The 25597-nt window shown below is 39.0% G+C and carries 16 protein-coding genes and 4 pseudogenes; 7 read left to right on the forward strand and 13 right to left on the reverse strand.

The window, feature by feature from the left end; genetic code table 11:
- Positions 1 to 73: 73 nt before the first annotated feature.
- On the forward strand, positions 74 to 1132 hold the full coding sequence (locus P4S65_RS12030) for a branched-chain amino acid aminotransferase (RefSeq protein ID WP_337120242.1): 1059 nt from the start codon (positions 74 to 76) through the stop codon (positions 1130 to 1132).
- An 81-nt stretch (positions 1133 to 1213) separates the two neighbouring features.
- On the opposite strand, the gene P4S65_RS12035 is transcribed toward P4S65_RS12030, so the two are convergent.
- Together P4S65_RS12035 and P4S65_RS12040 are read right to left on the reverse strand one after the other, a co-directional pair.
- Positions 1214 to 3784 carry a TonB-dependent receptor plug domain-containing protein gene (locus P4S65_RS12035; RefSeq protein WP_337120243.1) on the reverse strand — a complete coding sequence of 857 codons (2571 nt, stop codon included), beginning with the start codon at positions 3782 to 3784 and terminating at the stop codon, positions 1214 to 1216.
- 516 nt (positions 3785 to 4300) lie between these two features.
- Positions 4301 to 4614, reverse strand: a pseudogene (locus tag P4S65_RS12040) (Mpo1-like protein).
- 167 nt (positions 4615 to 4781) lie between these two features.
- Between P4S65_RS12040 and P4S65_RS12045 the strand changes: the two are divergent.
- On the forward strand, positions 4782 to 6938 hold the full coding sequence (locus P4S65_RS12045) for a prolyl oligopeptidase family serine peptidase (protein ID WP_337120244.1): 2157 nt from the start codon (positions 4782 to 4784) through the stop codon (positions 6936 to 6938).
- 624 nt (positions 6939 to 7562) lie between these two features.
- Here the strand turns inward: P4S65_RS12045 and P4S65_RS12050 are convergent.
- From P4S65_RS12050 to P4S65_RS12060, 3 genes are all read right to left on the reverse strand, one after another.
- Positions 7563 to 7784 carry a hypothetical protein gene (locus P4S65_RS12050; protein ID WP_337120245.1) on the reverse strand — a complete coding sequence of 74 codons (222 nt, stop codon included), beginning with the start codon at positions 7782 to 7784 and terminating at the stop codon, positions 7563 to 7565.
- 213 nt (positions 7785 to 7997) lie between these two features.
- The gene (locus P4S65_RS12055) at positions 7998 to 8213 is read right to left on the reverse strand and encodes a hypothetical protein (RefSeq protein WP_337120246.1); all 216 of its coding nucleotides are present in this window, start codon (positions 8211 to 8213) and stop codon (positions 7998 to 8000) included.
- Positions 8214 to 8585: 372 nt separating this feature from the next.
- A complete protein-coding gene (locus P4S65_RS12060; RefSeq protein ID WP_337120247.1) occupies positions 8586 to 9878 on the reverse strand; it encodes an anti-phage deoxyguanosine triphosphatase in 1293 nt (430 codons plus the stop codon).
- A 247-nt stretch (positions 9879 to 10125) separates the two neighbouring features.
- Here P4S65_RS12060 and P4S65_RS12065 point away from each other — a divergent pair.
- Positions 10126 to 10931 (forward strand): annotated as a pseudogene (locus P4S65_RS12065) (glucosaminidase domain-containing protein).
- Positions 10924 to 11592, forward strand: a complete 669-nt coding sequence (locus tag P4S65_RS12070) for a DUF2987 domain-containing protein (protein ID WP_198403013.1) — start codon at positions 10924 to 10926, stop codon at positions 11590 to 11592. The pseudogene P4S65_RS12065 and the gene P4S65_RS12070 overlap by 8 nt, the downstream one beginning before the upstream one ends.
- Before the next feature lie 64 nt (positions 11593 to 11656).
- Here the strand turns inward: P4S65_RS12070 and P4S65_RS12075 are convergent, their stop codons facing one another.
- The 3 genes and pseudogenes from P4S65_RS12075 to P4S65_RS12085 all read right to left on the reverse strand — a co-directional run bounded on the left by P4S65_RS12075 (position 11657) and on the right by P4S65_RS12085 (position 15647).
- Positions 11657 to 12661, reverse strand: a complete 1005-nt coding sequence (locus P4S65_RS12075; protein ID WP_096792919.1) for a LacI family DNA-binding transcriptional regulator — start codon at positions 12659 to 12661, stop codon at positions 11657 to 11659.
- A 283-nt stretch (positions 12662 to 12944) separates the two neighbouring features.
- A pseudogene (locus P4S65_RS12080) lies at positions 12945 to 14272 on the reverse strand (glycoside-pentoside-hexuronide (GPH):cation symporter).
- A 46-nt stretch (positions 14273 to 14318) separates the two neighbouring features.
- A complete protein-coding gene (locus P4S65_RS12085) occupies positions 14319 to 15647 on the reverse strand; it encodes a GH1 family beta-glucosidase (protein ID WP_096792920.1) in 1329 nt (442 codons plus the stop codon).
- Between the two features lie 268 nt (positions 15648 to 15915).
- Between P4S65_RS12085 and P4S65_RS12090 the strand changes: the two genes are divergently transcribed.
- Complete coding sequence (locus P4S65_RS12090) at positions 15916 to 17190, forward strand: sugar MFS transporter (RefSeq protein ID WP_096792921.1); 1275 nt, start codon at positions 15916 to 15918, stop codon at positions 17188 to 17190.
- Positions 17190 to 19742, forward strand: coding sequence for a glycoside hydrolase family 3 protein (locus tag P4S65_RS12095; RefSeq protein WP_337120248.1), 2553 nt, complete (start codon positions 17190 to 17192; stop codon positions 19740 to 19742). The genes P4S65_RS12090 and P4S65_RS12095 overlap by 1 nt, the downstream gene beginning before the upstream one ends.
- A gap of 190 nt (positions 19743 to 19932) precedes the next feature.
- Here the strand turns inward: P4S65_RS12095 and P4S65_RS12100 are convergent.
- Positions 19933 to 20822 (reverse strand): annotated as a pseudogene (locus P4S65_RS12100) (TIGR01777 family oxidoreductase).
- Positions 20823 to 20990: 168 nt separating this feature from the next.
- On the opposite strand from P4S65_RS12100, the gene P4S65_RS12105 reads away from it, so the two are divergent.
- On the forward strand, positions 20991 to 22028 hold the full coding sequence (locus P4S65_RS12105; protein ID WP_008138322.1) for an AI-2E family transporter: 1038 nt from the start codon (positions 20991 to 20993) through the stop codon (positions 22026 to 22028).
- A 44-nt stretch (positions 22029 to 22072) separates the two neighbouring features.
- Here P4S65_RS12105 and P4S65_RS12110 read toward each other — a convergent pair whose 3' ends face one another.
- From P4S65_RS12110 to P4S65_RS12125, 4 genes are read right to left on the reverse strand one after another with little or no spacing between them, the layout of a single operon-like run.
- Positions 22073 to 23155 carry a flavin monoamine oxidase family protein gene (locus P4S65_RS12110; protein WP_337120249.1) on the reverse strand — a complete coding sequence of 361 codons (1083 nt, stop codon included), beginning with the start codon at positions 23153 to 23155 and terminating at the stop codon, positions 22073 to 22075.
- Between the two features lie 39 nt (positions 23156 to 23194).
- Complete coding sequence (locus tag P4S65_RS12115; protein ID WP_008138326.1) at positions 23195 to 23605, reverse strand: hypothetical protein; 411 nt, start codon at positions 23603 to 23605, stop codon at positions 23195 to 23197.
- On the reverse strand, positions 23592 to 24929 hold the full coding sequence (locus P4S65_RS12120) for an ATP-binding protein (RefSeq protein ID WP_008138328.1): 1338 nt from the start codon (positions 24927 to 24929) through the stop codon (positions 23592 to 23594). Before P4S65_RS12120 ends, P4S65_RS12115 begins: the two co-directional genes overlap by 14 nt.
- Positions 24923 to 25597 carry a response regulator transcription factor gene (locus tag P4S65_RS12125; RefSeq protein ID WP_007375447.1) on the reverse strand — a complete coding sequence of 225 codons (675 nt, stop codon included), beginning with the start codon at positions 25595 to 25597 and terminating at the stop codon, positions 24923 to 24925. The genes P4S65_RS12120 and P4S65_RS12125 overlap by 7 nt, the downstream gene beginning before the upstream one ends.

Genomic DNA, 25597 nt, shown 5'->3' on the forward strand with positions numbered 1-25597 from the left:
CCCAATGCGGTTGATTAGTAAACAGCACTTGCAAAAATTTCTTATAGTTAATTAAAAAAGCCTTACTTTAGCTATGGTTAAATGGCGGGTGATTGTCATACAATGGAGGAAAATAGACCACACAAGAGAGATTAAAATGGCCGCATTTGGTACCGTGTTTATGCCGCAGATGATTCAAGCTCGTTTTTCTGATAATAAATGGAGCGAAAGCTCAATTGTCCCTTCCGATAAACTTGAACTTCATGCTGGTGCGCACGTTCTTCATTATTCAAGTACATGTTTTGAAGGCTTAAAAGCCTTTCGCCATGAAGATGGTTCTGTTTATCTTTTTAGAATGGATGCAAACATTGCACGCATGCAACAAAGCTCAGCGCTATTAAGCTTACCGAGTTTTGACAGTGATATGCTGAAAACGATGATTATCGATATTATGCGCGAATACGCAGATGAAACGCCATTACCACCGGGCTCTATGTATATTCGCCCAACTCATATTGGTACTGAGGCGGCAATTGGTAAAGCAGCTGCGCCATCAATGAGCTCGCTTTTATATACGTTACTATCGCCAGTAGGTGATTACTTTGCCGGTGGTGCAACTGCACTGCGTGTACTGCTTGAAGAAGATGGCATGCGCTGCGCGCCGCACATGGGTATGGTAAAAAGTGGTGGTAACTACGCCAGTGCTCTAGCACCTATTAGTGCTGCACGAACTAAGTACCAAGCAGATCAAATTTTATTTTGCCCAGGTGGCGACGTTCAAGAAACCGGTGCTGCTAACTTTATTTTAATTGATGGCAACGAAATTATTACTAAAGCGCTTGATAGCACGTTTTTACATGGTGTAACGCGTAATAGTATTTTAACCATAGCCAAAGATTTAGGTATGACGGTAAGCGAGCGTAACTTTAGCGTTACTGAGCTACTAGAGCGTGCTGCTAAACCAGGTACTGAAGCGGCGCTTTCGGGCACTGCCGCTGTACTAACTGCCGTGGGTACGTTTATTCATAAAGATAAAGAATACAAAGTAGGTACTGGCGAGCCAGGCCCAACGACTGCGCGACTTCGCCAAGCATTGAACGATATTCAATGGGGTAAAAGTGAAGACAAACACGGCTGGTTAACTAAAATTTAATTATAGATTTAATAGCAACTCGCATTAAAAAGCCACCTAATCGGTGGCTTTTGTGTGTTTGGTTACTTTAAGCTGTGCTTATTAAAACTTCATTTCTATTTTACCGTACACGTAGCGTCCGTTAAATCCATACGCTGAGAAGCTAGAGTAAGCAAATAAACGCGAGAAGGTTGTTAAATCGTCAACATTTTCACGGGTTGCGTCTGGGTAAATATCAAAAATGTTATTAGCCCCTAAGCTCAGCGATACGTTGCTAGTAAGCGAGTAGGCCACATCTAAGTCAGTTATCCATTTAGGTTTAAGCACTTCGTTACGTTCTGGGTTATCTGAAGGGTCTTGTGTTTCACCGTAACGCGTTGTTCTAAGCGTGGTGCGCCATTGATCCATATTCCATGTTGCACTTAAATTGTATTTATTACGCGGTGTACTTACTTCAAAACGACGTAGTTCGTTACCAGAGAATAAGTTGTCTTGATCGAACCCAGCACCTTGCAGAGCTGCTGGTGGGTCAATAATATTTGTTACTTCATTTTTGCCGTAGTTATAACCTAGGTTAAAGGCTAAATCGCCGTAACCATCGGTTGGTACATTATAAGAAGCTACAACATCAACACCGCGCGTTTTACTGTCAATTGCGTTTAAGAAAAAACGACCTTGGTTAGCGCCTGTGCCTTCAAGAAGTTGCTCAATAGCAGCGCCCGATAAGTTGTTTGATAGCACAATGCGGTCATCAATTAATATTTGGTAGTAATCAACCGATAAGCTGAAATTAAAGTCGGTAGACCATGTAAAACCAACGCCGTAGTTTGTGGCTTCTTCAGCATCAAGACCCGGCGAGCCCAGTGCTTTTGCTACATCGCTGCTTGGTGCAAAGGTACCGGTTTCGGTTGGTTCACCATCAACAAATACAGTGGCCACTGAGGTAAAGTATTGTTGCTGCAAAGAAGGTGCTCTAAAACCAGTAGAAACAGAGGCGCGTAGTGCTAAGTCTTCAGTTAATGAGTAACGAGTTGCAACTTTACCATTAACGGTATCGCCAAAGTCTGAGTAATCCTCGTAACGAGCGGCAACTGTTAGGTTCCAATCATCGGTAAGGTAAGTTTCAAGGTCTATATATAAGCTCACGTTATGACGGCTATTATCACCTTCGGATTCCGGTGTAAATCCAGGAAAAACTTGTGATCCCGCTGCGCCAAATGGGCCATCAATAGGGTCGGTTACTGCACCGCCGGGGCCAAATGTGCCTTGTGCGTATGAGGCTTCTTTGCCTGCATCTATTTGGTAACCTTCGCGGCGATACTCAGCACCTACGGCTACGTTTACAGAGCTTTCTAAAAAGCTGACGTCTACTTCACGGCTAAAATCAACGTTTAAGGTAAGTTGGTCGTAGGTAAGTGTTCCGGCATCAAAGCTTGTTTGGCTAGTAGGGCCGTATGAAGTATTTAAGCTGTTGGTAACACCAAATTCAAATGCATCTTGACCATATACGGCCGATACATCGTAATTCCATTCGCTTACGAAGCCTTTAACACCCAGAGCTAATGAAAAGTCATTTATATCTGAGGTAATAACCGGTAAAAAACCATCAGGATAAATCTCTTCTACGTTACGACTATCGCTTGCGCGACGATAAAACCCGCCGCCTTCTCCTTCACGTTTGCTGTAAGAGCCAAATGAATATAAATCGGCGTTGTTTGTTAACTGGTAACCCGCGTTGTAAAAAATAGAGAAGTCTTCAACATCGCCATTACCAAAATTATGGTTATATCGATTTACGGTCAGTTCGCGTGGGTCGAGTGAGCCATCTTCTAATCGTGCATAGTTTTCACGTTGGTCGTAGTCTGAGCGGTTAGTTGAATGGCGATCGCGGTATTCTGTTGAGATGTTTAAAAAGCCATTATCGCCTAGTTCAAAACCCATATTACCTTGTAGGGTTAATGTTTGACCGTCGGTTAACGAGCGATCGCTACCCTCGGTAAAGGCTAAATCACCATCACTGCCTTCAGATACTGACTTTAGCTGTGGTACACCGTCCATTTCGGTTACGTTAGCGCCGTAGTTTGCTGAAAACGAGCCACCGCTGCTGGCACTTTTAAGCACAATATTAATAACACCGGCTATAGCATCAGAGCCATATTGCGCTGCTGCACCATCACGTAATACTTCAATGCGGGCAATAGCATTTGCTGGTATCGCATTTAAATCAACCGATGATGAACCACGACCCGTTGAGCCATTTAGGTTAAGCAGTGCATTACTGTGGCGGCGCTTGCCATTAACAAGCACTAGTGTGTGATCGGGTGCTAAGCCACGAAGTTGGGCAGGGCGCACATGGTCGCTACCATCTGTAAGGGATGCCTGCGGAAAGTTAAAGCTTGGTAATAAACTGCTAAGCAGGGCATTCGTTTCAGTAAAACCTGAATTATTGAGTGCATCAGCACCTATAATATCAATAGGCACTGAACTATCTTCTACTGTACGACCTAATCGGCGAGAGCCTATGACGCTTATTTGTTCAATATTTTCTTCTGCTTTGGTGTTTTGCTCTGCAGCATTTACTGAGAGCGAACCCAGTAGTGCAGCAGAGGCGCTCATGGCGAGTAATATTTGTGGTACCGATGTCTGTAATTGAAATAATGGCTTTTTATTCATGTTCTATTTCCCTCATTCGAAACCCATTGAATTATTCTATTTTTTTATACAAAAAAGTGGGTAAACCTCTTTGTTATTTTGAACATATACTTAATTAACAAAGTCAGTCAATTGAATAACATTCAATTAATCTAGGGATTTTTATAATTACATTTGGTTGTTTTTTATAATGACCATTGTTTTAGTTATATAGCTAAGGTGATTGCTAAGTAATTGATGAATAATGAATTATATTTAAAAGTTAAATTTAACGTTTAGTTAACTGGTAAGATGAGGTTGATGGCTTTAATTAATTGAGAGTAGGAAGCCGTTTTTATTGGGCTGGCAATAAAAAGCTGTTGAGCTATAAATATTTTTAAAAAATGTAAAATACAAAACCACCCATTAAATGTTAACTAAATTAACATTTAATGGGTGATTTATAAATTATGTACTACTTATTAGAACCTATACTCTAAAGCATGAAGTAATTTTTTTTATAAGTAATTGGTATAAAAAAGAGTGCTAAAAATAGTGTTAAAATTTAATTTTTCCTACAAGCATATCTTTAAACATTACCCAATCTCCCCACAAACTGTAAAAAGGGTGTTTAAAAGTAGCAGGGCGGTTTTTTTCAAAAAGAAATGCCCGACCCACGCAAACCCATATCCAATAACAGGTAATAGCCATAATAAACTGTATTGTTGTTTTATTAATGCTATTGCGCTTACAGCAAGAACCAGTGTACTTCCTATAAAATGTAAGCGGCGGCAAATAACGTTGCGGTGCTCTTTTAAATAATAAGGGTAGAAGGCTTTAAAGCTTTTAAATGTGGGGTTTGTACTTTGCATTGCGTGCTCTTTTATTGTTTTTTATTTTATGAAGATTGTGGGCTATTAAAGCGCACCTTTACATTTGTTTACAACGACAAATAGCATTGAACGCATCTTAATAGACAAAAGGATTAAAAGTTAATAACTTCTTATGCTATTAATAATAAATAAGAACCGAACTCACCATGTTTAAGCAAACTTTAACATGTGCTGTACTTATGGCACTTAGCGGTTGTTCAGAGCCAACTAATACAGTAACTCAAGAAGAAGTAAAAGTATCAATGAAACAAGTAAATACAATTGTGTACCCAGAGACTAAAAAAGGTGAAGTGGTAGACACTTACTTTGAAGAATCGGTGACGGATCCATATCGTTGGCTTGAAGATGATATGAGCGGCGAAACTGCTGATTGGGTTAAAGCGCAAAACAATTTAACGTTTTCTTATTTAGAACAAATACCTTATCGCGATAAGTTAAAGCAGCGCCTTGAAAAACTAATGAATTACGAAAGAATAGGCGCTCCTTTTACTGAAGGCGATTACACCTATTTTTATAAAAACGATGGCCTGCAAAATCAATATGTTTTGTACCGCAGTAAAGAGGGCGGCAACGTTGAAGTATTTTTAGATCCAAACAAGTTTAGTGACGATGGTACGACGTCTATGTCTGGTTTATCGTTTTCCAAAGATGGCTCGTTGCTCGCATATCAAATATCTGAAGGTGGCAGCGACTGGCGTAAAATTATTGTTATCGATACTCACACTAAAGAGCAAGTTGAAGAAGCGCTTGTTGACGTTAAATTTAGTGGCATTGATTGGTTAGGTAACGAGGGCTTTTATTATTCAAGTTACGAAAAACCTAAAGGCAGTGAGCTTTCGGCTAAAACAGATCAGCATAAAGCGTATTACCATAAGCTAGGTACTGCTCAATCTGCTGATAGTGTTGTATTTGGTGAAACTGATGAGCAAAAACATCGCTATGTAGGCGCTGATGTAACTCATGACGGCCGCTACTTACTTATTTCAGCTAGTACGTCAACCTCAGGCAATAAGCTGTTTGTAAAAGACTTAACAAAGCAAAACAGTGAGTTTGTAACGGTTGTAGGAAATACTGATTCAGATACATCAGTTATTGATAACGAAGGCAGCAAGCTGTTTTTAGTTACTAACCTTAATGCACCAAACAAAAAAGTAGTGACGGTTGATGCAAGTAACCCAAGCCCAGAAAATTGGGTTGATTTAATTCCTGAAACCAAAAACGTACTAAATCTTACAAAAGGCGGCGATACCTTTTTTGCCAACTACATGGTTGACGCGATTTCGCAGGTAAAACAGTACAACAAAAAAGGCGAGCTAATTCGCGAAATTACATTGCCTGGCGTGGGTACAGCACGTGGTTTTGGCGGTAAAAAAGATCAAACAACGCTTTATTATTCGTTCACTAACTACAAAACACCAGGTACTACTTATACGTTTGATGTAACTACGGGTGAATCGGGTGTTTATCGTAAGTCGGCTATTGATTTTAATAGTGATGATTACACGTCTGAGCAGGTGTTTTACACATCAAAAGACGGTACTAAAATACCGATGGTAATTACCTATAAAACAGGTATTAAGCTTGATGGATCTAACCCTACAATTTTATACGGTTACGGTGGTTTTAATATTAGTTTAACGCCAAGCTTTAGCCCCGTTAATGCAGTATGGCTTGAGCAAGGTGGTGTGTACGCCGTTGCTAATATTCGCGGTGGTGGTGAGTACGGTAAAGATTGGCACAATGCCGGCACTAAATTGCAAAAGCAAAATGTGTTTGACGACTTTATTGCCGCAGCTGAGTACTTAAAAGATAAAAAGTACTCGTCTAAAAAGCGCTTAGCACTTCGCGGTGGATCTAATGGTGGTTTGTTAGTTGGCGCAGTGATGACGCAGCGCCCTGACTTATTTCAGGTGGCTCTACCTGCTGTAGGTGTACTTGATATGCTGCGCTACCATACATTTACAGCAGGCGCTGGTTGGGCATATGACTACGGTACCAGTGAGCAAAGCAAGGAAATGTTTGAATACATTAAAGGTTATTCACCACTTCATAATGTAAAAGCAGGTGTTGAGTACCCAGCGACTATGATTACAACTGGCGATCATGATGACCGCGTTGTCCCTTCGCATTCGTTTAAGTTTGCAGCTGAGCTTCAAGCAAAGCAAACGGGTAATAATCCAACGCTTATTCGCATAGAAACCAATGCGGGGCATGGTGCAGGTACTCCAACAAGCAAAACAATTGAGCAGTTTGCTGATATATTTGGTTTTACGCTATATAACATGGGTGTAGAGTCGTTATAAAAGCGCTTTAACAAAATAGCTAACAAAATAGTCAAAACAAAAAAAGCCGAGTAAAGTTAATTTACTCGGCCTTTTCTTTTTTTGGTGTAAGCTAATGGATATAAGTTGTTTTTTAAGTATTTTTATTTGAGTTAATAATAAAAACCAGATTATAAAAATGAAAGTTAACTTTTCTTATTATCATGATACGAGCTCTTATAATTTAATATTCGCTCGATCACAAAACACATACACTGTAATAGCAGCATACTAGCACTCACCCACTGTAATCCATCATAGTTAAATATTATTGATATCAAAAATAAGCTACCAAATAGCCCAAGATATAATTTGTAATCTTTTAAATTAATAACTCTTATTTTACAATTTTCATATGAAAGTATAGTTAGCAATAAAATACTAAAAATTAAATATATTAAGGTAATAATGTAAGGGCTTATTGAACCAAAAGCAAAAAAATACAACCATAAAAGATAGTAATTTATAAAACTTTCAAATGTTTCTTTACCAGAAAGTTCAAAAACTTTAATACAAATAAAAGGTGATATAAGCGGTAATAAAAATATAAAAAGTATATCCATAATAACATCCAAAATAGGAGGGTGAAATTTTTAGATTATATGATTAATAACAGACTTGCTGTATTATGTCTCCCCCACCAGAATTAGTCCAGACGTTCATACATACAAAGCCCCTTTCAAGGGTTTCGACTCCATCCCAGTTACTCCCACCCTCTGAGCCACTTCCTGATGATTGGCTTGAGCGTATATTAATCAATTTACCACCCTTAATGACTAGCGTATCACCTGCTTTTAAATCAGTTTGATACCAATTAGTGCTAGTCAAAACCTCGTTTGTGGCTACAGCAGTAGCAGTAGCAGTGAGGTTCGCACTAATAAAAACTTTTAACGCTTTTGCAACCTGTGTTGCTAGCTTCCCCACCCGATGTGAAGTTATTAAGGAAATTGCAATTCTTCTCGCATCATTATTACCATCGATAAATGGCTGATTTATCGTAAGTTCTATTTTTTGGCTGGATATGTAATTTATAAAATCATTTTACACCCATTGCTCACAGCTATAATCTGGGTCGTATTTACATTCTAAAGGCATATCTAATAACCCAATAGCATTATCTTTTTCTATATTATTACCCGCTAATAAAGTTGAGGATGTAGTAACGCCAGAATAAAATTCATCCAAGTAATCTTTTAGAGTAATGCTTTCAATGAATTGATCATCACTAAAAAAATTAAAAACCTGTGATTCACTCAAAAACGAATCATAAAAACTGAATAGATATTTCAGTTCTTTATGTATATCACAACCAAACTTACAGGTAATATTCAAATGCCCATTATCGTCTAGAGGGTAAATTGTAGGTTCCTTGGGTTTTATGGAGTTCATGTATTTTGTTAAGTCATTTGCGTTGACCACATTAGAAAAGCTTAGTACGGAGAGTAAAACAACTGAGCATAGTATTCTCATGGAATTTCCTTATAAATAAATTTTAATTAGCATACCGTAGCTTTTACTTAACAAAAATTCAATAATTAATTGATCTTGCATCTCATTTTTTTACTTTGCTTTTTTAATTTAACAGGTAAATGGTTTAAAATTAGTTGAACTTTACTTCGTATTACATTTTTATTGCATAGGTGAAAACAATCGTTGATACGTTTTATAAGCGTATTCGTCGGTCATTCCGCTTAAGTAATCGCAAATTATACGCATCCCTTGGCTTTGCTTTTGTGCTTCTATGTATTGTGCTTGTGTTGTTTCGGGCAATAAACGCAGCGGATCGCTAGCAAACGCCGTAAATAACTCTATTAGTAAATTTTGACCTTTAAATTCTATTTGCTGCATTTCGGGGTCACGTATTAAACGTTGAAACACAAAATGCTTAAGTATTTGCAATACATTGTCGTATTGGGTATCTAATTTAGCGGTGTACTTTAAAATAGGGCATTTAAAGTCATCGTTTTGAATATCTAAATGTATATGAATAATAAAGGTATTAACCAGCTCACCTATGGCATCTTTTCGCTCATAATCATTTTTTGAAAACAAACGCTTCGTGAGCGACTCAAGCATGGTGTTTAACCATTCAAAGTTTAGTGCTTTTAAATGAGGTAGAGCATGAGTTTGCCAATCGTCTAACGTAAGTACATGTGTTGCAATGGCATCTTCTAAGTCGTGTACCGCGTACGCTATATCGTCGGCGTGTTCCATTATGGCGCTATCGAGCGATTTATATATTGTTTTAGCGCGGTACTTATCAATAGCGGCATGGTTACCCAGCAACGTTTTATCGTTTTGACTCAGTGGCTCTACTATCCAATTGAATATGGCTGCATCGTCGTTGTATAACCCTTTGGCAGGTCGCCAATCATCCGCTTTTATAAATGCACGACCGGTTGTGGCATCGGGAATGGTATGCCAAAGCGTATTAATAAATGCGGGGTATTTTATAAAACCTAATAGAGTACGGCGAGTTAGGTTCATACCGTGCCCGTTACTGTAGGGCTCAAGTTTTGCAACTATGCGCAGTGTTTGTGCGTTACCTTCAAAACCACCGTGATCGCGCATCATGTAATTTAGCGCTATTTCACCACCATGACCAAAAGGCGGATGGCCAATATCGTGCGCTAAACACAGTGTTTCTAGCAGTCCTGTTGATGGAAAGTGCGTAAAGTCGCTATGTTGCGCTTTTAAATGGCGCAATATGCCGGTACCAATTTGCGATACTTCTAAAGAGTGGGTAAGGCGAGTGCGGTAAAAGTCGTTTAGGCCAATGCCCATAATTTGAGTTTTAGCTTGCAAACGCCTAAATGCAGCGGCATGAATAATACGCGAACGATCGACCTGCCACGGCGAGCGGTTATCGCTAGGACGATGTTTATATTGCTCTATTATTCGGCTTTGCCATTGTTTATCCATACTGCTTACTCACACATAGTTAATATTATTAAACTTTGCTTAGTATACCCATGCACTTATAAATTGCGAATGAACAAATGCACTACATAGGCTCTGTTTTATCTAAAACCCAAATACATTGCGAAGATTCAACCGTAAAAGGTTATCAAACCCCAGTTATTCGCGTTTATAAAGTGGCTTAGGTATAATGCGCCTTCGTATGCTTGTGTATAAACCATGCATAGTTGTTGTTTCAAAGAGAGAATACATGTTAAAAACGATTTTTAAGCTTTTACTAACCGTGTTTTTTGTATGGGCGCTTGCATATCCGTTTATACAAAGTGACGATGTTGAATCGGAAGAACAAACGTCAGAACAACCAAAAAAAGTGAAGAAAAAAGAAAAACCATTACATAATGTAAAACTGCCAAAGTTTTCAGAATTTAGTGATGTTAAAGAAAAAAACATGCATTTTTTAGCTTTATTCGTCCGCACGTTGAAGCCGAAAATAAAAAAATACTACAGCAACGCGCTAAGCTTGAAATAGCACGCATGATGCTTGAGGATAACGAGCCACTGCAATCTAAACAAAGCAAAGATATTGTTAAAATTTTAAAGTCGTACGGCTTACCAACCACGGTTGATACGCTAATACTTACACAAGCACTGCGCCGTGTTGATATAATTCCTAAAGAATTAGCGCTTATGCAAGCAGCGAATGAATCTGCGTGGGGCACATCGCGTTTTGCACGTATTGGCCTTAACTTTTTTGGTCAGTGGTGTTATTCAAAAGGTTGTGGCATGGTGCCAAGACGCCGTAATACAGGTGCTGTGCATGAAGTGGCTGCGTTTAAGTCGGTAAGAGCGGCTATAAATTCTTACTTTAAAAATATCAACACACATCCTGCTTATAAAGATTTACGCGCGATTCGCGAAAATTTACGCCTTGAACAAAAGCAGATCAAGGCGACAAAACTAACGCAGGGTTTAATGTCATATTCTGAACGTGGTGAAGCGTACATTGAAGAATTGAACACCATGATCAACCAAAATAGAGCTTACTTTGATGAATAAACGTATTCTAAATTGCGTGAGTGTTATCTCGTTGTTGTTGCTTAGTACGACGGTATTTAACGCCAATGCGAGAGAATTTGTGATGTCGTACGACGGTTTTTACGATCGCTTAAAGGTAGTTAACAAAGGCGATTTTCAATATGCGCGAGTTAACTTTTATATAAGTGATATAGCAACTAACGAAGCGTGCGCAATAAAAAGCGGTACTATTTTAACCGAAAAAAACGAGTATCCGCTCAACTTTACCGATAAAGCACAGCTACTATTACCGTTCGATAAGCAACTTGATAGCGATAAAGCGGTGATTGTTGTTCAGCCACAAAACCCTGAACATGATTGCCAATTAAAGTTACAAATAGAAGCAAATGAACTTGAAGGTTTAGCGCTTTCAAAGCAGTCGTTATATACCATTAACGAAGAACTTGATGAGCTGTTAACTGATCTGTCGGGCTTTTTTGTAAGTAAATTAATGTGGTTTTTATTACCAGAGCAAAAGGGCGTAGCAGTTACATTTAAAAGCCCAATGCAATTTGATGATAAGAGCATAACGTGTGAAAAGTCAGTGTGTTACTTTGCAGTTAAAGATAGCTGGGAAGATGATACCGCAGCATTTGGCGATATATCGCAGGTTATTAAAGTAACGCCTTGGATTGTTAAGTAGCTCACATACAAAAGCGGCATTTAGCCGCTTTTTTTGTAGCAAAATTAGTATTTGCTTTTAGTCTTTATTTAATAAGTGGTGAAGATGAATCGCGCTGCATTAAAGTGGGTTCAAAAAAGCGATTTATAACAAGGTTTTTATTTTGATAAACATCTTTAAGCACTAATTTAGCGGCCATTTCGCCCATTTTCCCGACCGGATTATCTATGGTCGTGAGTGTAGGGTACAGATAGTTTGCAAAAATAACGTTATCAAATCCAACAATCGATAAATCGTTTGGTAAATTATAACCGTGCTCTCGAGCATATTTCATAGCACCGGAAGCCATTTCGTCATTGGCGCACACTAGTGCAGTAAAGCTGAGCTTTTCATCAATAAAATGTTTTAAGCCTTCACTACCACCGGTTTCGTTAAAATCGCCAATGTAATAAAGCGCAGGATCAAATTTAATACCAGCCTCTGTGAGTGCTTGTTTATGACCCTCTAAGCGGTTAAAAGCATCGGCTTTAAACTGCGGACCTGCAATGTACGCTATTTGTGTATGGCCTTGATTTAATATAGATTTAGTGGCTAGGTAGCCACCTAATTGATTATCTAAACTGATACAGTTATCTTTTAATTGCTCTACGTAACGGCTCATTAAATAAACGGGCGTAGAGCCTTTACTTAGTTTTATTAGGTAGTCGTCTGAAACGGCTTCTACGTGCAAAATAATAGCATCGCAGCGTCTGCTAATTAAAAACTCAATGCCTTCTTGTTCTTTGTCTTCTTCACTGTGCCCGGTGGTAATAATAACGTGTTTACCCGCAGCACGAAGCTCCGACTCAATACCTGCCATCATTTGGGCAAAGAAAGGACCATGTAACTCAGACACTAAAATACCGACACTGTTAGTACAGTTAGAGGCTAAAGATTGCGCTATTGAGTTAGGCTTGTAGCCAAGCTGCTCCATGGCATCAAGCACTTTTTGTTTGGTTTTATCGCTTACACGGGTATTTTTGTTCATCACGCGAGAAACGGTGGCTAACGATACGCCCGCAAGCTCTGAGACTTGATAAATTGTTGCCATGTTATTTGTTCACTCGCTTATCCTTAACTAGGGTCTGTTGATCTTTGCGGATTAAAATTTGTTCAAACTAGGGGCTATTTAATCGCGGCGCGAGGTTTGTAACCTAGTGGGCTAAGTAAAAACCGAGCAACAAAGAGTAAATAGCCCCTAGAAAGAACCCTTTGGGCTGCGCCTGTTTGGCATTAATGCTACGTTATCGCCCATTTATGGGGAATAACCACACTACATAGGCTCTGCCTTGCCTAAATACCAAACAGACTGCTGCAAATTTAACCTTGAAAGATCAACAGACCCTAGTTGTTAGTTTAGATTGAATATTTTCAACAACCTGATTAGTCAGTGTATATTTTTTCATTATGTAGGCAACAAATAAAGATCCAAAAGCAGGCAAGACAGTAAATGAAAGTAAAATACCGTGTTGAGTATCAAGTGTTTGTACTGCATCGGCCTGATAGCTGTAAAAAGATAACAACCAGCCTGCAATTGCGCCGCCTACCGCCACGCCCATTTTAATAAAAAATATGACGCCTGAATAAACTAAACCCGTAATGCGTACACCTGTTTTTTCATGCCCGTAATCTATGGTGTCGGCCATTTTGGCCCACAACAACAGGGTTGCCATATCTAAAAAGAATTTCCATAAAATAAAGGCAGTAAATGCGAGTACTAATTGATCTTTACTAATAAAGTAGCTAAAACCACAAATAGCGGCAGCAATAACTTGTAAGCTTATATAGGCTTTTATTTTACAAAAGCGCTTTGCAAGCGGTTGAGCTAAAGCACAACCTACCATGCTTGCTGCAACGCCTAGTGTCATAAATAAGGTGATTAAATCGTCTCGACCTAAATAGTATTTTACGTAGTAAACAGCAAGCGTAAGCCTTAATACTTGACCGGTAAGTAAAAAGAACGCCGCTAAGCAAAGCGTTCGCCATTGATCGTTTTTAATTAATGCTTTAACACTTTGGGCAAAAGGAATGTTTTGCTCTTTTGGCTGTTGTATACGCTCTTTTGTGCCTAAAAAACAAAGTAAAAAAGTACAAAGCCTAAAATGCTCATTGCAGTCATGGTGTATTGATAGCCCTTAGCTGCATCGCCTTGGCCAAAGTACTCAACCATTGGCATAGTACAACCCGCTACTATTACGCCGCCTAACATACCAAATACAAAGCGGTAAGACTGAATAGTCACGCGCTCTTTTGCGTCGCTTGTAAGTACACCGCCCAGTGCACAATAAGGAATATTGATAGCGGTGTAAGCCACCATAAGTAGTGTGTAAGTAGTAAAGGCGTAAATTATTTTATCGGTGCCTTCTAAATCAGGCGTAGTAAACGCTAAAATACTAATAATAGCAAAAGGAAGTGAAAGCCAAAGTAGGTAGGGGCGAAAGTGCCCCCAGCGCGTATGTGTTTTGTCAGCAAGGTTGCCCATTAATGGGTCGGTTACGGCATCAAAAATACGTACTGCTAAAAACATAGTACCGACAACAGCGGGTGATAAACCCACTACGTCTGTGTAGTACAGCATTAAAAACATCATAACTGTTTGAAAAATAATATTACTGGCGGTGTCGCCTAAGCCATACGCTATTTTTTCTTTTACACTGACCATGATTATTTATCCCGCTTTATACTTGTTTTTAGTTATGGGTATGCTCTTATCTTTTAGAGATGAGTTCTTTATAAGCTAAGCCACTGTTTTTAATAGTGCGTTGCTGGGTTTTATAATCTACATACACAATACCAAAACGTTTTAAATAGCCTTCTGCCCATTCAAAGTTATCCATTAAGCTCCAAGCAAAGTAGCCATGTATAACAACACCTTGTTCAATTGCATTATGAACCGCGTTTAAATGAGTATTATAATAACTTAAACGGTCTAAGTCGTTAACTTCACCATTATTATACGTATCGGGCATTGCTGCACCATTTTCGGTTATATAAATAGGCGGTAAGGTGTATGTTTTATTAAGCGATACGAGCAAGTCAGTGAACGATTGCGGATAAATTTCCCACCCCATATCAGTTAGCGGGCCCATAGGTGCAATAGGCTCATAAATGTCAGTAGGGTGCGCTTTATAAACTTGGCGGGTATAAAAGTTAATACCTAAGTAATCAATAGATTGAGAAATTAGTTCCATATCGCCCTCAAGAATCTCAGGCTGATGGTTTAATGGTAATTGATTAATTATATCGGGGTATTGGGCATCAATTATTGGTTTGATATACCACTGATTAAGGTAGTCGTCTGCAAATGCAGTGGCTTTTAAGTCTTCATCACTTTGAGTTAGGCTATAACACGGCGTAAAGTTTAGCACTATGCCATTTAAAGTATTAGGCGAGTTTTGCTTTAATACGCTCATAGCGAGTCCGTGGGCTAATAATAAATGGTGCGCTGCTTTACGACCATATTCTTTACCCACTTTACCTGGGGCATGGATACCAATTTCGTAACCTAAAAACGCACTACAAAATGGTTCATTCAGTGTGGCATAAGAGTGAACGCGATCGCCAAAGGCTTTGGTAATTAAATTTACGTAATGCTCAAAAGCGTAAGCTGTTTGTCTGTTAAGCCATCCGCCTTCATCTTCAAGATGTTGCGGTAAATCCCAGTGGTACAAAGTAACAAAGGCTTTAATATTGCGACGTTTTAGCTCATCTAAAATATCAGTATAAAACTTCACGCCTACAGGATTTAACTTTGCGTCTTGGGTCATCACGCGCGGCCATGAAATAGAAAGCCTGTAAGCATCTACGCCAAGTGACTCAATAAGGTCTATATCATCACGCCAAAGGTTATAGTGATCGCACGCGGTATGACCGTTTGAGCTATCGACTATTTTATTGGGCGTATCGCAAAAAGTGTCCCAAATACATGGGAGACGATCTTGTGATCCGCCTTCTATTTGAAAAGAAGCCGTGGCCACACCGTACACAAAGTTTTTAGATAAAAGCGGTGAATGGGGCGGTAGTGATAATTTTGTCATTAATAACAAACCTTTTGTTGGTCATTTACAGAGAGATCAGCCCTGTGTTTTTATTTAATTAATGCTGTATGCGTGGTACAAAAAATAAAAAGTGTTGAAATATACAGCTTGTTCGTATTTAATTGCATATGAAAGCGCTTACATTTAAGGTTAGTGTTTATTAATTCTTAGGTCAACTCTTTAATGCTTCTGGATGGTTTAAAGACAGCTGAAAACTGCAACAGAGCAGCTTAAGAATAGATTTATAATAATAAAATACGGAGAACACATGGCAAGTTCAGCACCAGTGACAACACACACACAGTCGCAAAACTATCAGGATAAAAATTACAGTTTTGCATTAACTTCTTTAACAACATTATTTTTTATGTGGGGATTTATAACCTGCTTAAATGATATTTTAATCCCACACTTAAAAGCCGTATTTAACCTAACGTATGTACAAGCAATGCTTGTGCAGTTTTGCTTTTTTGGCGCTTACTTTTTAATGTCACTTCCAAGTGGACACATTGTTAAAAAGCTTGGTTATAAAAAAGGAATCGTGGTTGGGCTTTTAATTGCGGCAGTCGGGTGTATATTATTTTACCCAGCAGCGTCTTTACATAGTTATCCTGTCTTTTTATTCGCTTTATTTGTACTTGCCAGTGGCATAACGTTATTACAAGTATCTGCAAATCCTTATGTAAGTTTGTTGGGTTCAGCAAAAACAGCGTCGTCTCGATTAACGCTTACTCAGGCTTTTAACGCGTTAGGCACTACGGTTGCGCCATCATTTGGTGCTCTGTTAATTCTAGACTCAGCGTCAGATGCCTTTTTAACACCGGCTCAAAATGCAGAGTCAGTTCAACTTCCTTACCTCCTTTTAGCTGCAATGCTTATTTTACTAGCCGGTATTTTTGCTTGGCTTAAATTACCAGACATTATGAGCGAGCAAAAAGCAGAAGCCGAAAAATCAGAAGCAATTGAAGGCAGTGCTTGGCAGTATCGCCATCTTGTATTAGGTGCTGTGGGTATATTTATGTATGTAGGCGCCGAAGTGGCAATTGGTAGCTTTTTAGTCAGCTTTTTAGCACAAGAAAATATAGCAGGGCTAAAAGAGCATGTTGCAGCTCATTACATCACTTATTATTTTGGTGGTGCTATGGTTGGGCGTTTTATTGGTGCTGCTGTAATGCAAAAACTACCCGCTGGTAAAGTACTTGGCTTTAACGCAACCATGGCTATTATTTTAGTCATTATTGCCATGAGCACGTCGGGTCAATTAGCAATGTGGTCAATACTATTGGTTGGTTTATTCAATTCTATTATGTTCCCAACTATTTTTAGTTTAGCGTTAAATGGACTTGGTAAGCATACCGCTCAAGGCTCTGGTATTTTGTGTTTGGCGATTGTAGGTGGTGCAATAGTGCCACTTTTACAAGGTGCGCTTGCTGATAGTGTGGGTGTTCAACTTTCGTATGTTTTACCTATTTTATGTTACATATTTATCGTTTTTTACGGCCTACGAGGCAGCAAACCAGTATTAGTGAAGGAGCCATCATAATGAAAACGACTTTTAAACTTAATGCATTAGCAATTGCAACGTTAGTAGGAAGTGTTACTGCATTAAGCGGATGTACTAACGAAAGTAATGTTGAAAAAGTAAATGTTGAAGCGCAATCAAAGCTTGAGAAAATTTGGCCAAAGCTTTCAATTGCAGTGAAAAAAGATCCAGCGATTGAAGCTCAAATTGTCACGTTTTTAGAAAGTATGACGCTTGAGCAAAAAGTAGCGCAAATGATTCAACCAGAAATTCGTGATATTACCGTTGAAGACATGCGCAAATATGGTTTTGGCTCTTACCTTAATGGCGGTGGTGCTTTTCCTAATGGCGATAAGCATGCAACGCCAGAGGATTGGGTTGCACTTGCAGAAAAAATGTATCAAGCATCTATTGATGACTCAGTGGATGGCAGCAAAATTCCAACTATGTGGGGCACCGATGCAGTACATGGCCATAATAACGTAATTGGCGCGACGCTTTTTCCACATAATATTGGTTTAGGCGCGGCTAATAACCCCTATTTAATAGAGCAAATAGCGTCTATTACCGCAGTAGAAGTAATGGCTACGGGAATAGATTGGGTATTTGCACCCACTGTAGCAGTAGTACGAGACGACCGATGGGGCAGAACGTACGAAGGCTATTCTGAGGATCCAAAAATTGTTCACGATTACTCAGCAGCGATTGTAAATGGATTGCAAGGTAAAGCCGATGGCGACTTTTTAAGTGATAAGCGCGTTATTAGCACGGTTAAGCATTTTATTGGCGATGGCGGCACCGTTGATGGGGATGATCAGGGAAATAATATAGACAGCGAGCAATCGCTATTTGATATTCATGCCCAAGGTTATGTTGGTGGTTTGTCGGCGGGTAGTCAATCTGTTATGGCGTCTTTTAATAGCTGGAATGGCGTTAAAAATCACGGTAATAAATACTTACTTACAGATGTATTAAAAACACGTATGGGTTTTGATGGTTTTGTAGTAGGTGATTGGAACGGCCATGGGCAAATTAAAGGCTGTACTAACGAAAGCTGCCCAGAAGCGGTAAATGCTGGCCTTGATATTTTTATGGTGCCAACAGGCGCGTGGAAGCCGCTATATGAAAATACAATAGCACAAGTAAATGCAGGTAAAATAAGTATGAGCCGCATTGATGATGCGGTTGCACGTATTTTACGCGTTAAGTTACGCGCTGGGTTATTTGATAAACCAAGTCCGGCTAAGCGTCTTTACTCAGGTAAAACAGAGCTTATTGGCGCGCAAGCGCATCGCGAAGTAGCACGTCAAGCTGTGCGCGAATCGCTTGTATTACTTAAAAATAAAAATAACCTATTACCTATCGCAGCTAATCAACGCGTGCTTGTTGCAGGTGATGGTGCCGATAATATAGGTAAACAGTCGGGTGGTTGGAGTATTACGTGGCAAGGGACTAATAATAAAAATGCAGACTTCCCTGGAGCAACGTCAATTTACAAAGGGCTTGAAGAGCAAATATCTGCAGCAGGTGGAAGTGTTACTTTAAGTGCTGATGGTACGTTTGAACAACGTCCTGATGTTGCCATTGTTGTATTTGGTGAAGAACCTTACGCAGAAGGGCACGGCGATAAAGATAACCTTGAGTTTGAGCGCGGAAATAAAAAGTCGTTAGCACTTTTAAGCTCGCTAAAAGAGCAAGGCATCCCTGTTGTTTCTGTGTTTATTTCAGGTCGCCCTATGTGGGTTAACAGCGAACTTAACGCATCTGATGCGTTTGTAGCTGCATGGTTACCTGGTACAGAAGGTGCGGGTATTGCTGATGTTTTATTAAAAGCGGCAGACGGCACCATCCAAAATAACTTTAAAGGTAAGCTATCGTTTTCTTGGCCTAAATCGGCGGTACAAACTGCGGTTAATAAAGGCGATGAAAATTACGATCCATTACTTCCTTATGGTTTTGGTTTAACGTATGGCGATAAAAACGTGCTAGCTGACGACCTTGATGAAGACTCTAAACTTGATAACTCAGGGCTTACAAGTATGGATATACTTGTTGGTGCACCTGTAGCACCATGGCGCTTATTGTTAAAATCGGGCGATGAGCTTTTAGATGTATCGAGTAGTACCCATGAATTTGGTGCAATTAAATACCGTACTGAGGACAAAACAGTACAAGAAGACGCGCGCCAATTTAACTTCAGCGGTGCAGAAAAAGCCAGTGCTGAAATAGTAACAAGCTTTGCAGAAGATACCATTGCCTACGTTGAAGCAAACAGTGTGATTAGCTTTGATATTAAATTAAACGAAGCACTAACGAGCGATGTAGCCCTTGCTATGACTTGTTCTGGTGAGTGTGGTGCAAGCATTGATTTAGCAAACGTAGTGGATAAAACTATTGAAAATAAATGGCAGTCAGTATCAATCGATTTAGGTTGTTTTGCTGATAAGGGTGTTAATTTTGCAAACCTAACAAGCCCATTTAGCTTACACAGCAATGGTAAAGCATCAATTTCTGTAGCTAATATTCAGTTTGTACCAAATAAAGCGGACGAGGCTACGCTGTCTTGTAAGTAGTTTATTAACTCTATTGTGTGTATACCAAAGCCCTTCTAATGAAGGGTTTTTTTATGTAGAGGATTAATACTAACCTGCATAAATACTTGAGTAATTTAACGAATTAAATAATTCTTAACATTGTTAATTTAAATTTAGAACAACTAGATACAAAATTTAGCTTAATTTTGGCGCAGTTTATTTATAATGACTAAGTCAAACTTTCTAGGGCTGATTTAATATCAGGGTGATGAAAGCGATAATTATGAGCTTGCGACTTACGTGGGATAACAAATTGCCCAGTGGTTAATAAATCTGACATTTCACCCATTAGCAGTTTAAGTACTGCGGTTGGCATAGCGATAAATGCAGGCCGCGACAATGCATTCCCTAAGCTTTTACTAAACTCGGCATTACTGACCGGGTTTGGCGCTGTTGCGTTAACTGGGCCTGAAATTTCTGGATGCTTAATTATAAAGAGTATTAGCTGAATCATATCGTCAATGTGTATCCATGACATACCTTGCTCGCCGTTACCAATCGGGCCGCCTAAGCATAATTTAAAAGCGGGTAGCATTTTACCTAATGCCCCACCTTTTTTAGCTAAAACAATACCCGTTCGTAAAAGGCACACTCTGGTTTGTTCTGATTGCGCGAGTAAAGCTGCATTTTCCCACTCTTTACAAAGCTGGTGGCTAAATTCGTCGTGTGGGTTTTCAAAAGTTTCGTCAATAAGGTTACTATTTTGTCGGCCATAAAAACCAACGGCACTACCTGATATAAAAGTATGTGGGGAGTGTTACTGGCTTTAATTGCTTCACTAATTTGCTGTGTAACACCAATACGGCTGTCTCGTATTATGTGTTTTTGTTTGTCACTCCAACGTTTATTAACAATCGGTTCGCCAGCTAGATTAATAACAATATCAACGCTGTTAAAATCCACTGAATTAACATTGCTTACGGCTTTAACTTTATGGCCCAATAATACGTTTGCTTTAGTCGGGTTTCGGCTAAGCACAGTAACAGTATTATGGTGAAGTAAAAAAGGGCATAAGTGCTTACCAATTAATCCAGTCGCGCCAGTAACAAATATATGCATTATTAATCCTTACAATAAAATAGTAGCAAGTGATTAAAAAACATACTCGCTAGCAAACAGCTTCAAGTTTATACGTAAAGCATACTTTTATGATCACTTGGTAATTATTTCATTTCATTAGCTTTTGCCTTACACTGGGGCAATATAATTAATAAAAGGATTAGTGAGTTGGCAAATTTAACTGGAGTGAATAAAAGTTTAATAGTTTTTGCTGCCTTGGTCGTTGTACTTGCGGGTATAAAATCAGCAAGTGTAATTATTATTCCATTTATTTTAGCGGCGTTTATTGCCATTATTTGTAATCCATTTATTAAGTTTTTCGCGCGATATCGAATTCCCAAAGGTATTGCTGTTATGTTAGTGGTACTAATTATTGTTGGTTTAGGCGTAAGCTTAGGTGGGCTTGTTGGGCAGTCCATAAACGATTTTTCGCAGCAGCTTCCTGAGTATAAAACACAGCTTAAAGAAGAGTTTGTATGGCTGGTAGATTTAGCATCTCAATACAACATATTGATTAATAAAGAACAGTTAATCAATATGTTCGATCCAGGAAAAATGGTCGATGTAGCCACGGATATGCTCACTGGTTTAGGTGGGGTAATGGCCAACATGTTTTTAATTATTTTAACGGTTGTTTTTATGTTGTTTGAAGGACCGATGCTGAGTAATAAAATACACATGGCCCTTGATGATCCCGATAGTAAAATGAAACAAATAGACCGCTTTTTAGAATCGATAAACTCCTATCTTGCTATTAAAACATTAGTGAGTTTAGCCACCGGTATAATCGCTGCATTTTATTTATGGATTTTAGATATCGATTATTTTGTACTGTGGGGAGTATTAGCGTTTATGTTTAATTACATTCCTAATATTGGATCAATTATCGCAGCTGTACCTGCGGTATTACTTGCCCTTATTACTCAAGGCCCATTAGTGGCAGGACTTGTTGCTGCAGGGTACTTAACAATAAATACGGTAATGGGCAATATTGTAGAACCTAAATTTTTAGGTAAAGGGCTGGGTCTTTCAACATTAGTGGTGTTTTTATCATTAATATTTTGGGGTTGGTTACTAGGCACTGTAGGTATGCTTTTATCTGTGCCATTAACTATGATTGTAAAAATAGGCTTAGAAGCCAGTGCCGAAGGTAAGTGGGTTGCCACTTTATTGGGCAGTGGTGAAGACGCCGCCAAAAATAACTAGTCGCTGTAACTATCAAGGGCTGGATAAATTACAGCTCTTGATTGCTAAAGACTAATTATTGAATTAATAGCTTCGTCAACTGCATTTATTGCACCCTCTAAGTATCCTGCTTCTTGTTTTGCAAATTCACTCGCTACAAAATGAATATTTAGGTTACTTAGCTGCTCACCCAAGCCTGAAAAATTAAATTCAGGGTGTTGTGAAGACTGAGTACGGTCGTCCTCATTGGCTACAAGTTCATCCTCTGCCCAGTCTTTAATAAAGTACCCTGTTGCCTTTTTAGCATCCTGACCATAAAAGTAGCTAAGCTGCTGGACACAGGCTTGAATTAACTGCTCTTTAGTTACTTCGCTTCGTGATAAGTAGGGCACACCTATAAAACCAAATAATGCGGCGTAATTATCATCTTCAGCACTGGCATCGTGAATTTCGACCATAGGGCCGACACTGCTAAAGCATTGTCCTGATAAGTTATTATCACGCCAAAATGCATGTTCAAAAGTAGCTATAAACTTGGCTTGTCCTGCCATCCATGTCGGTACGCTGTTGAGGCGGCTTATGAGTGTTGGAGTAGCCCATTGTTCAGGTGTTAAATGGGCTGTCACCATGCGTGCAGGAATTGCTGACATTAGTTTATTCGTATTGAAGTGTTTTATATTACCTAAATGATTCACTGTAATTTGCCAGCTATCACCGCTCTTTTTAAGCTCAGTGACATTGTGGTTTAACAATACAAAATCTGGATTAAGTTGCTCATACAATGCAGTTATTAAGGTATTCATACCGTGTTTGAGCCTAAATAATTGCATCTCTCCAGCGCCTGCAATTTGTTGTGGTTGCTCTGAATGTGGCGATTGGTATAACACATCGCCTTTGGTGTATTGCTCAAATAGACTTAAGTTGAGTGACTTGATTAGCGCTTGAATTTTTGGCTGGTGAGGAAATATCCATGTAGGGCCCAAATCAAAACTAACACCACTATTTATTGGTGATTGCGCCGAATAAATTCTGCCACCTAATTGCGATTTAGCTTCTAATAATAAATATGGGGTATTAAGTAGTCGCAACTGATACGCACTGTATAAGCCCGCCAGCCCACCACCTATAATAATTACAGGTTTAATCATTTTATTACCTATAAGCAACCGATTAGTAGATTGCTTGTTTTAAAATGGTTTTTTAAGTGCATCAGTAAATTGGTTGATAAGTTGGATTTCACAGATTTTATAACTAATAGCCGCAGTTGTTGCATTAGGGAGTTTTAATAAATAACGCCACTGGCAAGCGCTTTCTATGTATTTTTCATTATTACTAATGCTGCGCATAAATAATGGAAGTATTTGGGTATTACCTGTACTTTCTTGTGATGTAGTGAGTTCGTATTTACGCTTTTGTATCCAACTGCCTTGCACTAGTTTTGCTTTATTTATTTGTGTATCTAGGCATTGGATATAACGCTTAGCTTCATCCGTGGTTGCTTTTTTTACTAAAGTACACGCTTCATCAGCAAAACTGTATTGGCTAATTATTAACAGTACAATTGCAGTTAGCTTTAATAAATTATTACTTTTTATCATTATAATTAAACTCTAAAATAAATTGAGCACCGCCCAAGTTATCAGCTTTAGTGATAGTGAGAGTACCGTGATACGACTTAACTAAATCAGATACAATTGCCATACCCACACCGTGTCCGCTTTCATATGTATCTAGGCGTGTACCACGAGTGAGTAAAGACTCGCGCTTGTCTTCTGGTACACCAGGACCATCATCGCTAATACCAATACACAGAGTTTTACTTTGGACTACTTGTATTTCGACTTGTGAACGACATGCTTTACAGGCGTTATCAATTAAATTACCCAATAGTTCCATTAAATCGGTTTGATCACCTAAAAAGTAGTCTTTATCTGTTACTGTGCAACTAAAAATAATATCTTTATCACGATACACTTTTGCCATAGCACTTAAAATAGAATCGAGAACTGGCTTAATTGGCGTTTGTTTCTTCCAAGTATCAGAGGCACCGGTTGCTGCCCGTTTTAATTGGTGCTCGATCATCACATTAATACGGTCAAGCTGCTCTTGTGCATCTGCATCATTAGCCAGCGGGCTTGATTTCAAAACAGCTAGTGGTGTTTTAAGCGCGTGTGCAAGGTCGCTCAATGAGGCTCTGTAGCGCTCTTTCTGACGTTGTTGAGAATCAAGGAGTAAGTTTAAATCGGACTTAATAGTTTGCAACTCAATGGGGTATAACCCTTTAATTTCTTGGATATCGCCAGACTCGATCGCTTTTATTTCTTTATCAAGTCGTTGCAGTGGCCGCGCACTCCAAATAAAACCAACCGCCATAAGACCCGCGATTGCAATGCCCATTATAAACATCCAATCAACAAGTGTTTGCTTAAAACCGTCCATTAAACGCAGTAGGGCATCGTTACGTTTAACTAATATGAAGCGTGCCTGTTCTGATTGATCTATGTTGTTTAAAATAACAGTAAGGCTAAGTTGCCAGTACGCAGTGTTTTTATATTCAACTCGTCTAAAGTCCGCTGCACCTGCTTTTGTTTCTACTTGCTGAGGTACAAAATTAACGTTAACAGCTGATTCAGAATGCCAAATGGGTTCATCGTCACGATAGATCATTGCGTAGGTATCGGAGTTTAGTCTATTTAACTCAGGCGCTAAAATTGTACTTGGCATAATAATGCCATGCTCAGTAAAGTCGACTTCAGATATAAGCGAGTATAGCTGTGCTTCGAGGGTTTTTTCTGTCGCATCAACAAGTGAAGCGTAATACGCTTTGCCAATTGAATAGAACAGGATTGGGAGTGCGACTAATAAAACAAAGACAAGGATAAATCCTTGCCTTATTTTTAACGATATTTGCGGTATTACCACTGACTTTTAAGCCTGTAACCGCGCCCACGTAGTGTCTCTACTGGGTTTAATACACCTTCAGGGTCAAGTTTCTTGCGTAAACGCAGTACAAATACTTCGATAACATTTGAATCAAGGTCAAAATCTTGATCGTAAATGTGCTCAGTCAATTCTGATTTTGAGATTACTTTTTGCGGGTTTACCATTAAATATTCAAGCACTTTATATTCGTAAGCGGTTAGGCTGAGCTCTTTATCATCAACCCAAACTTGCTGCGAGCGTGTATGGATTTTGATTGGGCCTGCTGTCATTTCTGGATTTGCCTTACCTGCACTGCGACGAATTAATGCATTACAACGTGCAATAAGCTCTTCAACGTGAAATGGTTTTGTAAGATAATCGTCTGCGCCAGCATCTAAACCTTCTACTTTGTCCTGCCAGCGATCACGCGCTGTTAAAATCAGAATAGGGATAGTAATACCTTGTGCACGTGCTTTATTAATCAGTTCGATACCGTCTATTTTAGGTAAACCTAAATCAACAACGGCCATATCAAGCGGATATTCAGTAATATGGAAAAGACCTGCTTCACCATCGTGGCATAAATCCACGCTGTAACGTTCTTTTTCTAAAGCATTACGTAGGTTATCTGCTAAATGTAAATCGTCTTCTATAACTAAAATTCGCAT

The organism is Pseudoalteromonas sp. B131b, assembly GCF_037162545.1.
Lineage (GTDB): Bacteria > Pseudomonadota > Gammaproteobacteria > Enterobacterales > Alteromonadaceae > Pseudoalteromonas > Pseudoalteromonas fuliginea.

Coding starts and splice junctions, on each gene's coding strand:
- P4S65_RS12090 (WP_096792921.1), top strand. CDS start 15,916: ATGGCAAGTTCAGCACCAGTGACAACACACACACAGTCGCAAAACTAT.
- P4S65_RS12110 (WP_337120249.1), bottom strand. CDS start 23,155: ATGATTAAACCTGTAATTATTATAGGTGGTGGGCTGGCGGGCTTATAC.
- P4S65_RS12085 (WP_096792920.1), bottom strand. CDS start 15,647: ATGACAAAATTATCACTACCGCCCCATTCACCGCTTTTATCTAAAAAC.
- P4S65_RS12075 (WP_096792919.1), bottom strand. CDS start 12,661: ATGGCAACAATTTATCAAGTCTCAGAGCTTGCGGGCGTATCGTTAGCC.
- P4S65_RS12070 (WP_198403013.1), top strand. CDS start 10,924: ATGAATAAACGTATTCTAAATTGCGTGAGTGTTATCTCGTTGTTGTTG.
- P4S65_RS12030 (WP_337120242.1), top strand. CDS start 74: ATGGTTAAATGGCGGGTGATTGTCATACAATGGAGGAAAATAGACCAC.
- P4S65_RS12115 (WP_008138326.1), bottom strand. CDS start 23,605: ATGATAAAAAGTAATAATTTATTAAAGCTAACTGCAATTGTACTGTTA.
- P4S65_RS12095 (WP_337120248.1), top strand. CDS start 17,190: ATGAAAACGACTTTTAAACTTAATGCATTAGCAATTGCAACGTTAGTA.
- P4S65_RS12035 (WP_337120243.1), bottom strand. CDS start 3,784: ATGAATAAAAAGCCATTATTTCAATTACAGACATCGGTACCACAAATA.
- P4S65_RS12125 (WP_007375447.1), bottom strand. CDS start 25,597: ATGCGAATTTTAGTTATAGAAGACGATTTACATTTAGCAGATAACCTA.
- P4S65_RS12045 (WP_337120244.1), top strand. CDS start 4,782: ATGTTTAAGCAAACTTTAACATGTGCTGTACTTATGGCACTTAGCGGT.
- P4S65_RS12060 (WP_337120247.1), bottom strand. CDS start 9,878: ATGGATAAACAATGGCAAAGCCGAATAATAGAGCAATATAAACATCGT.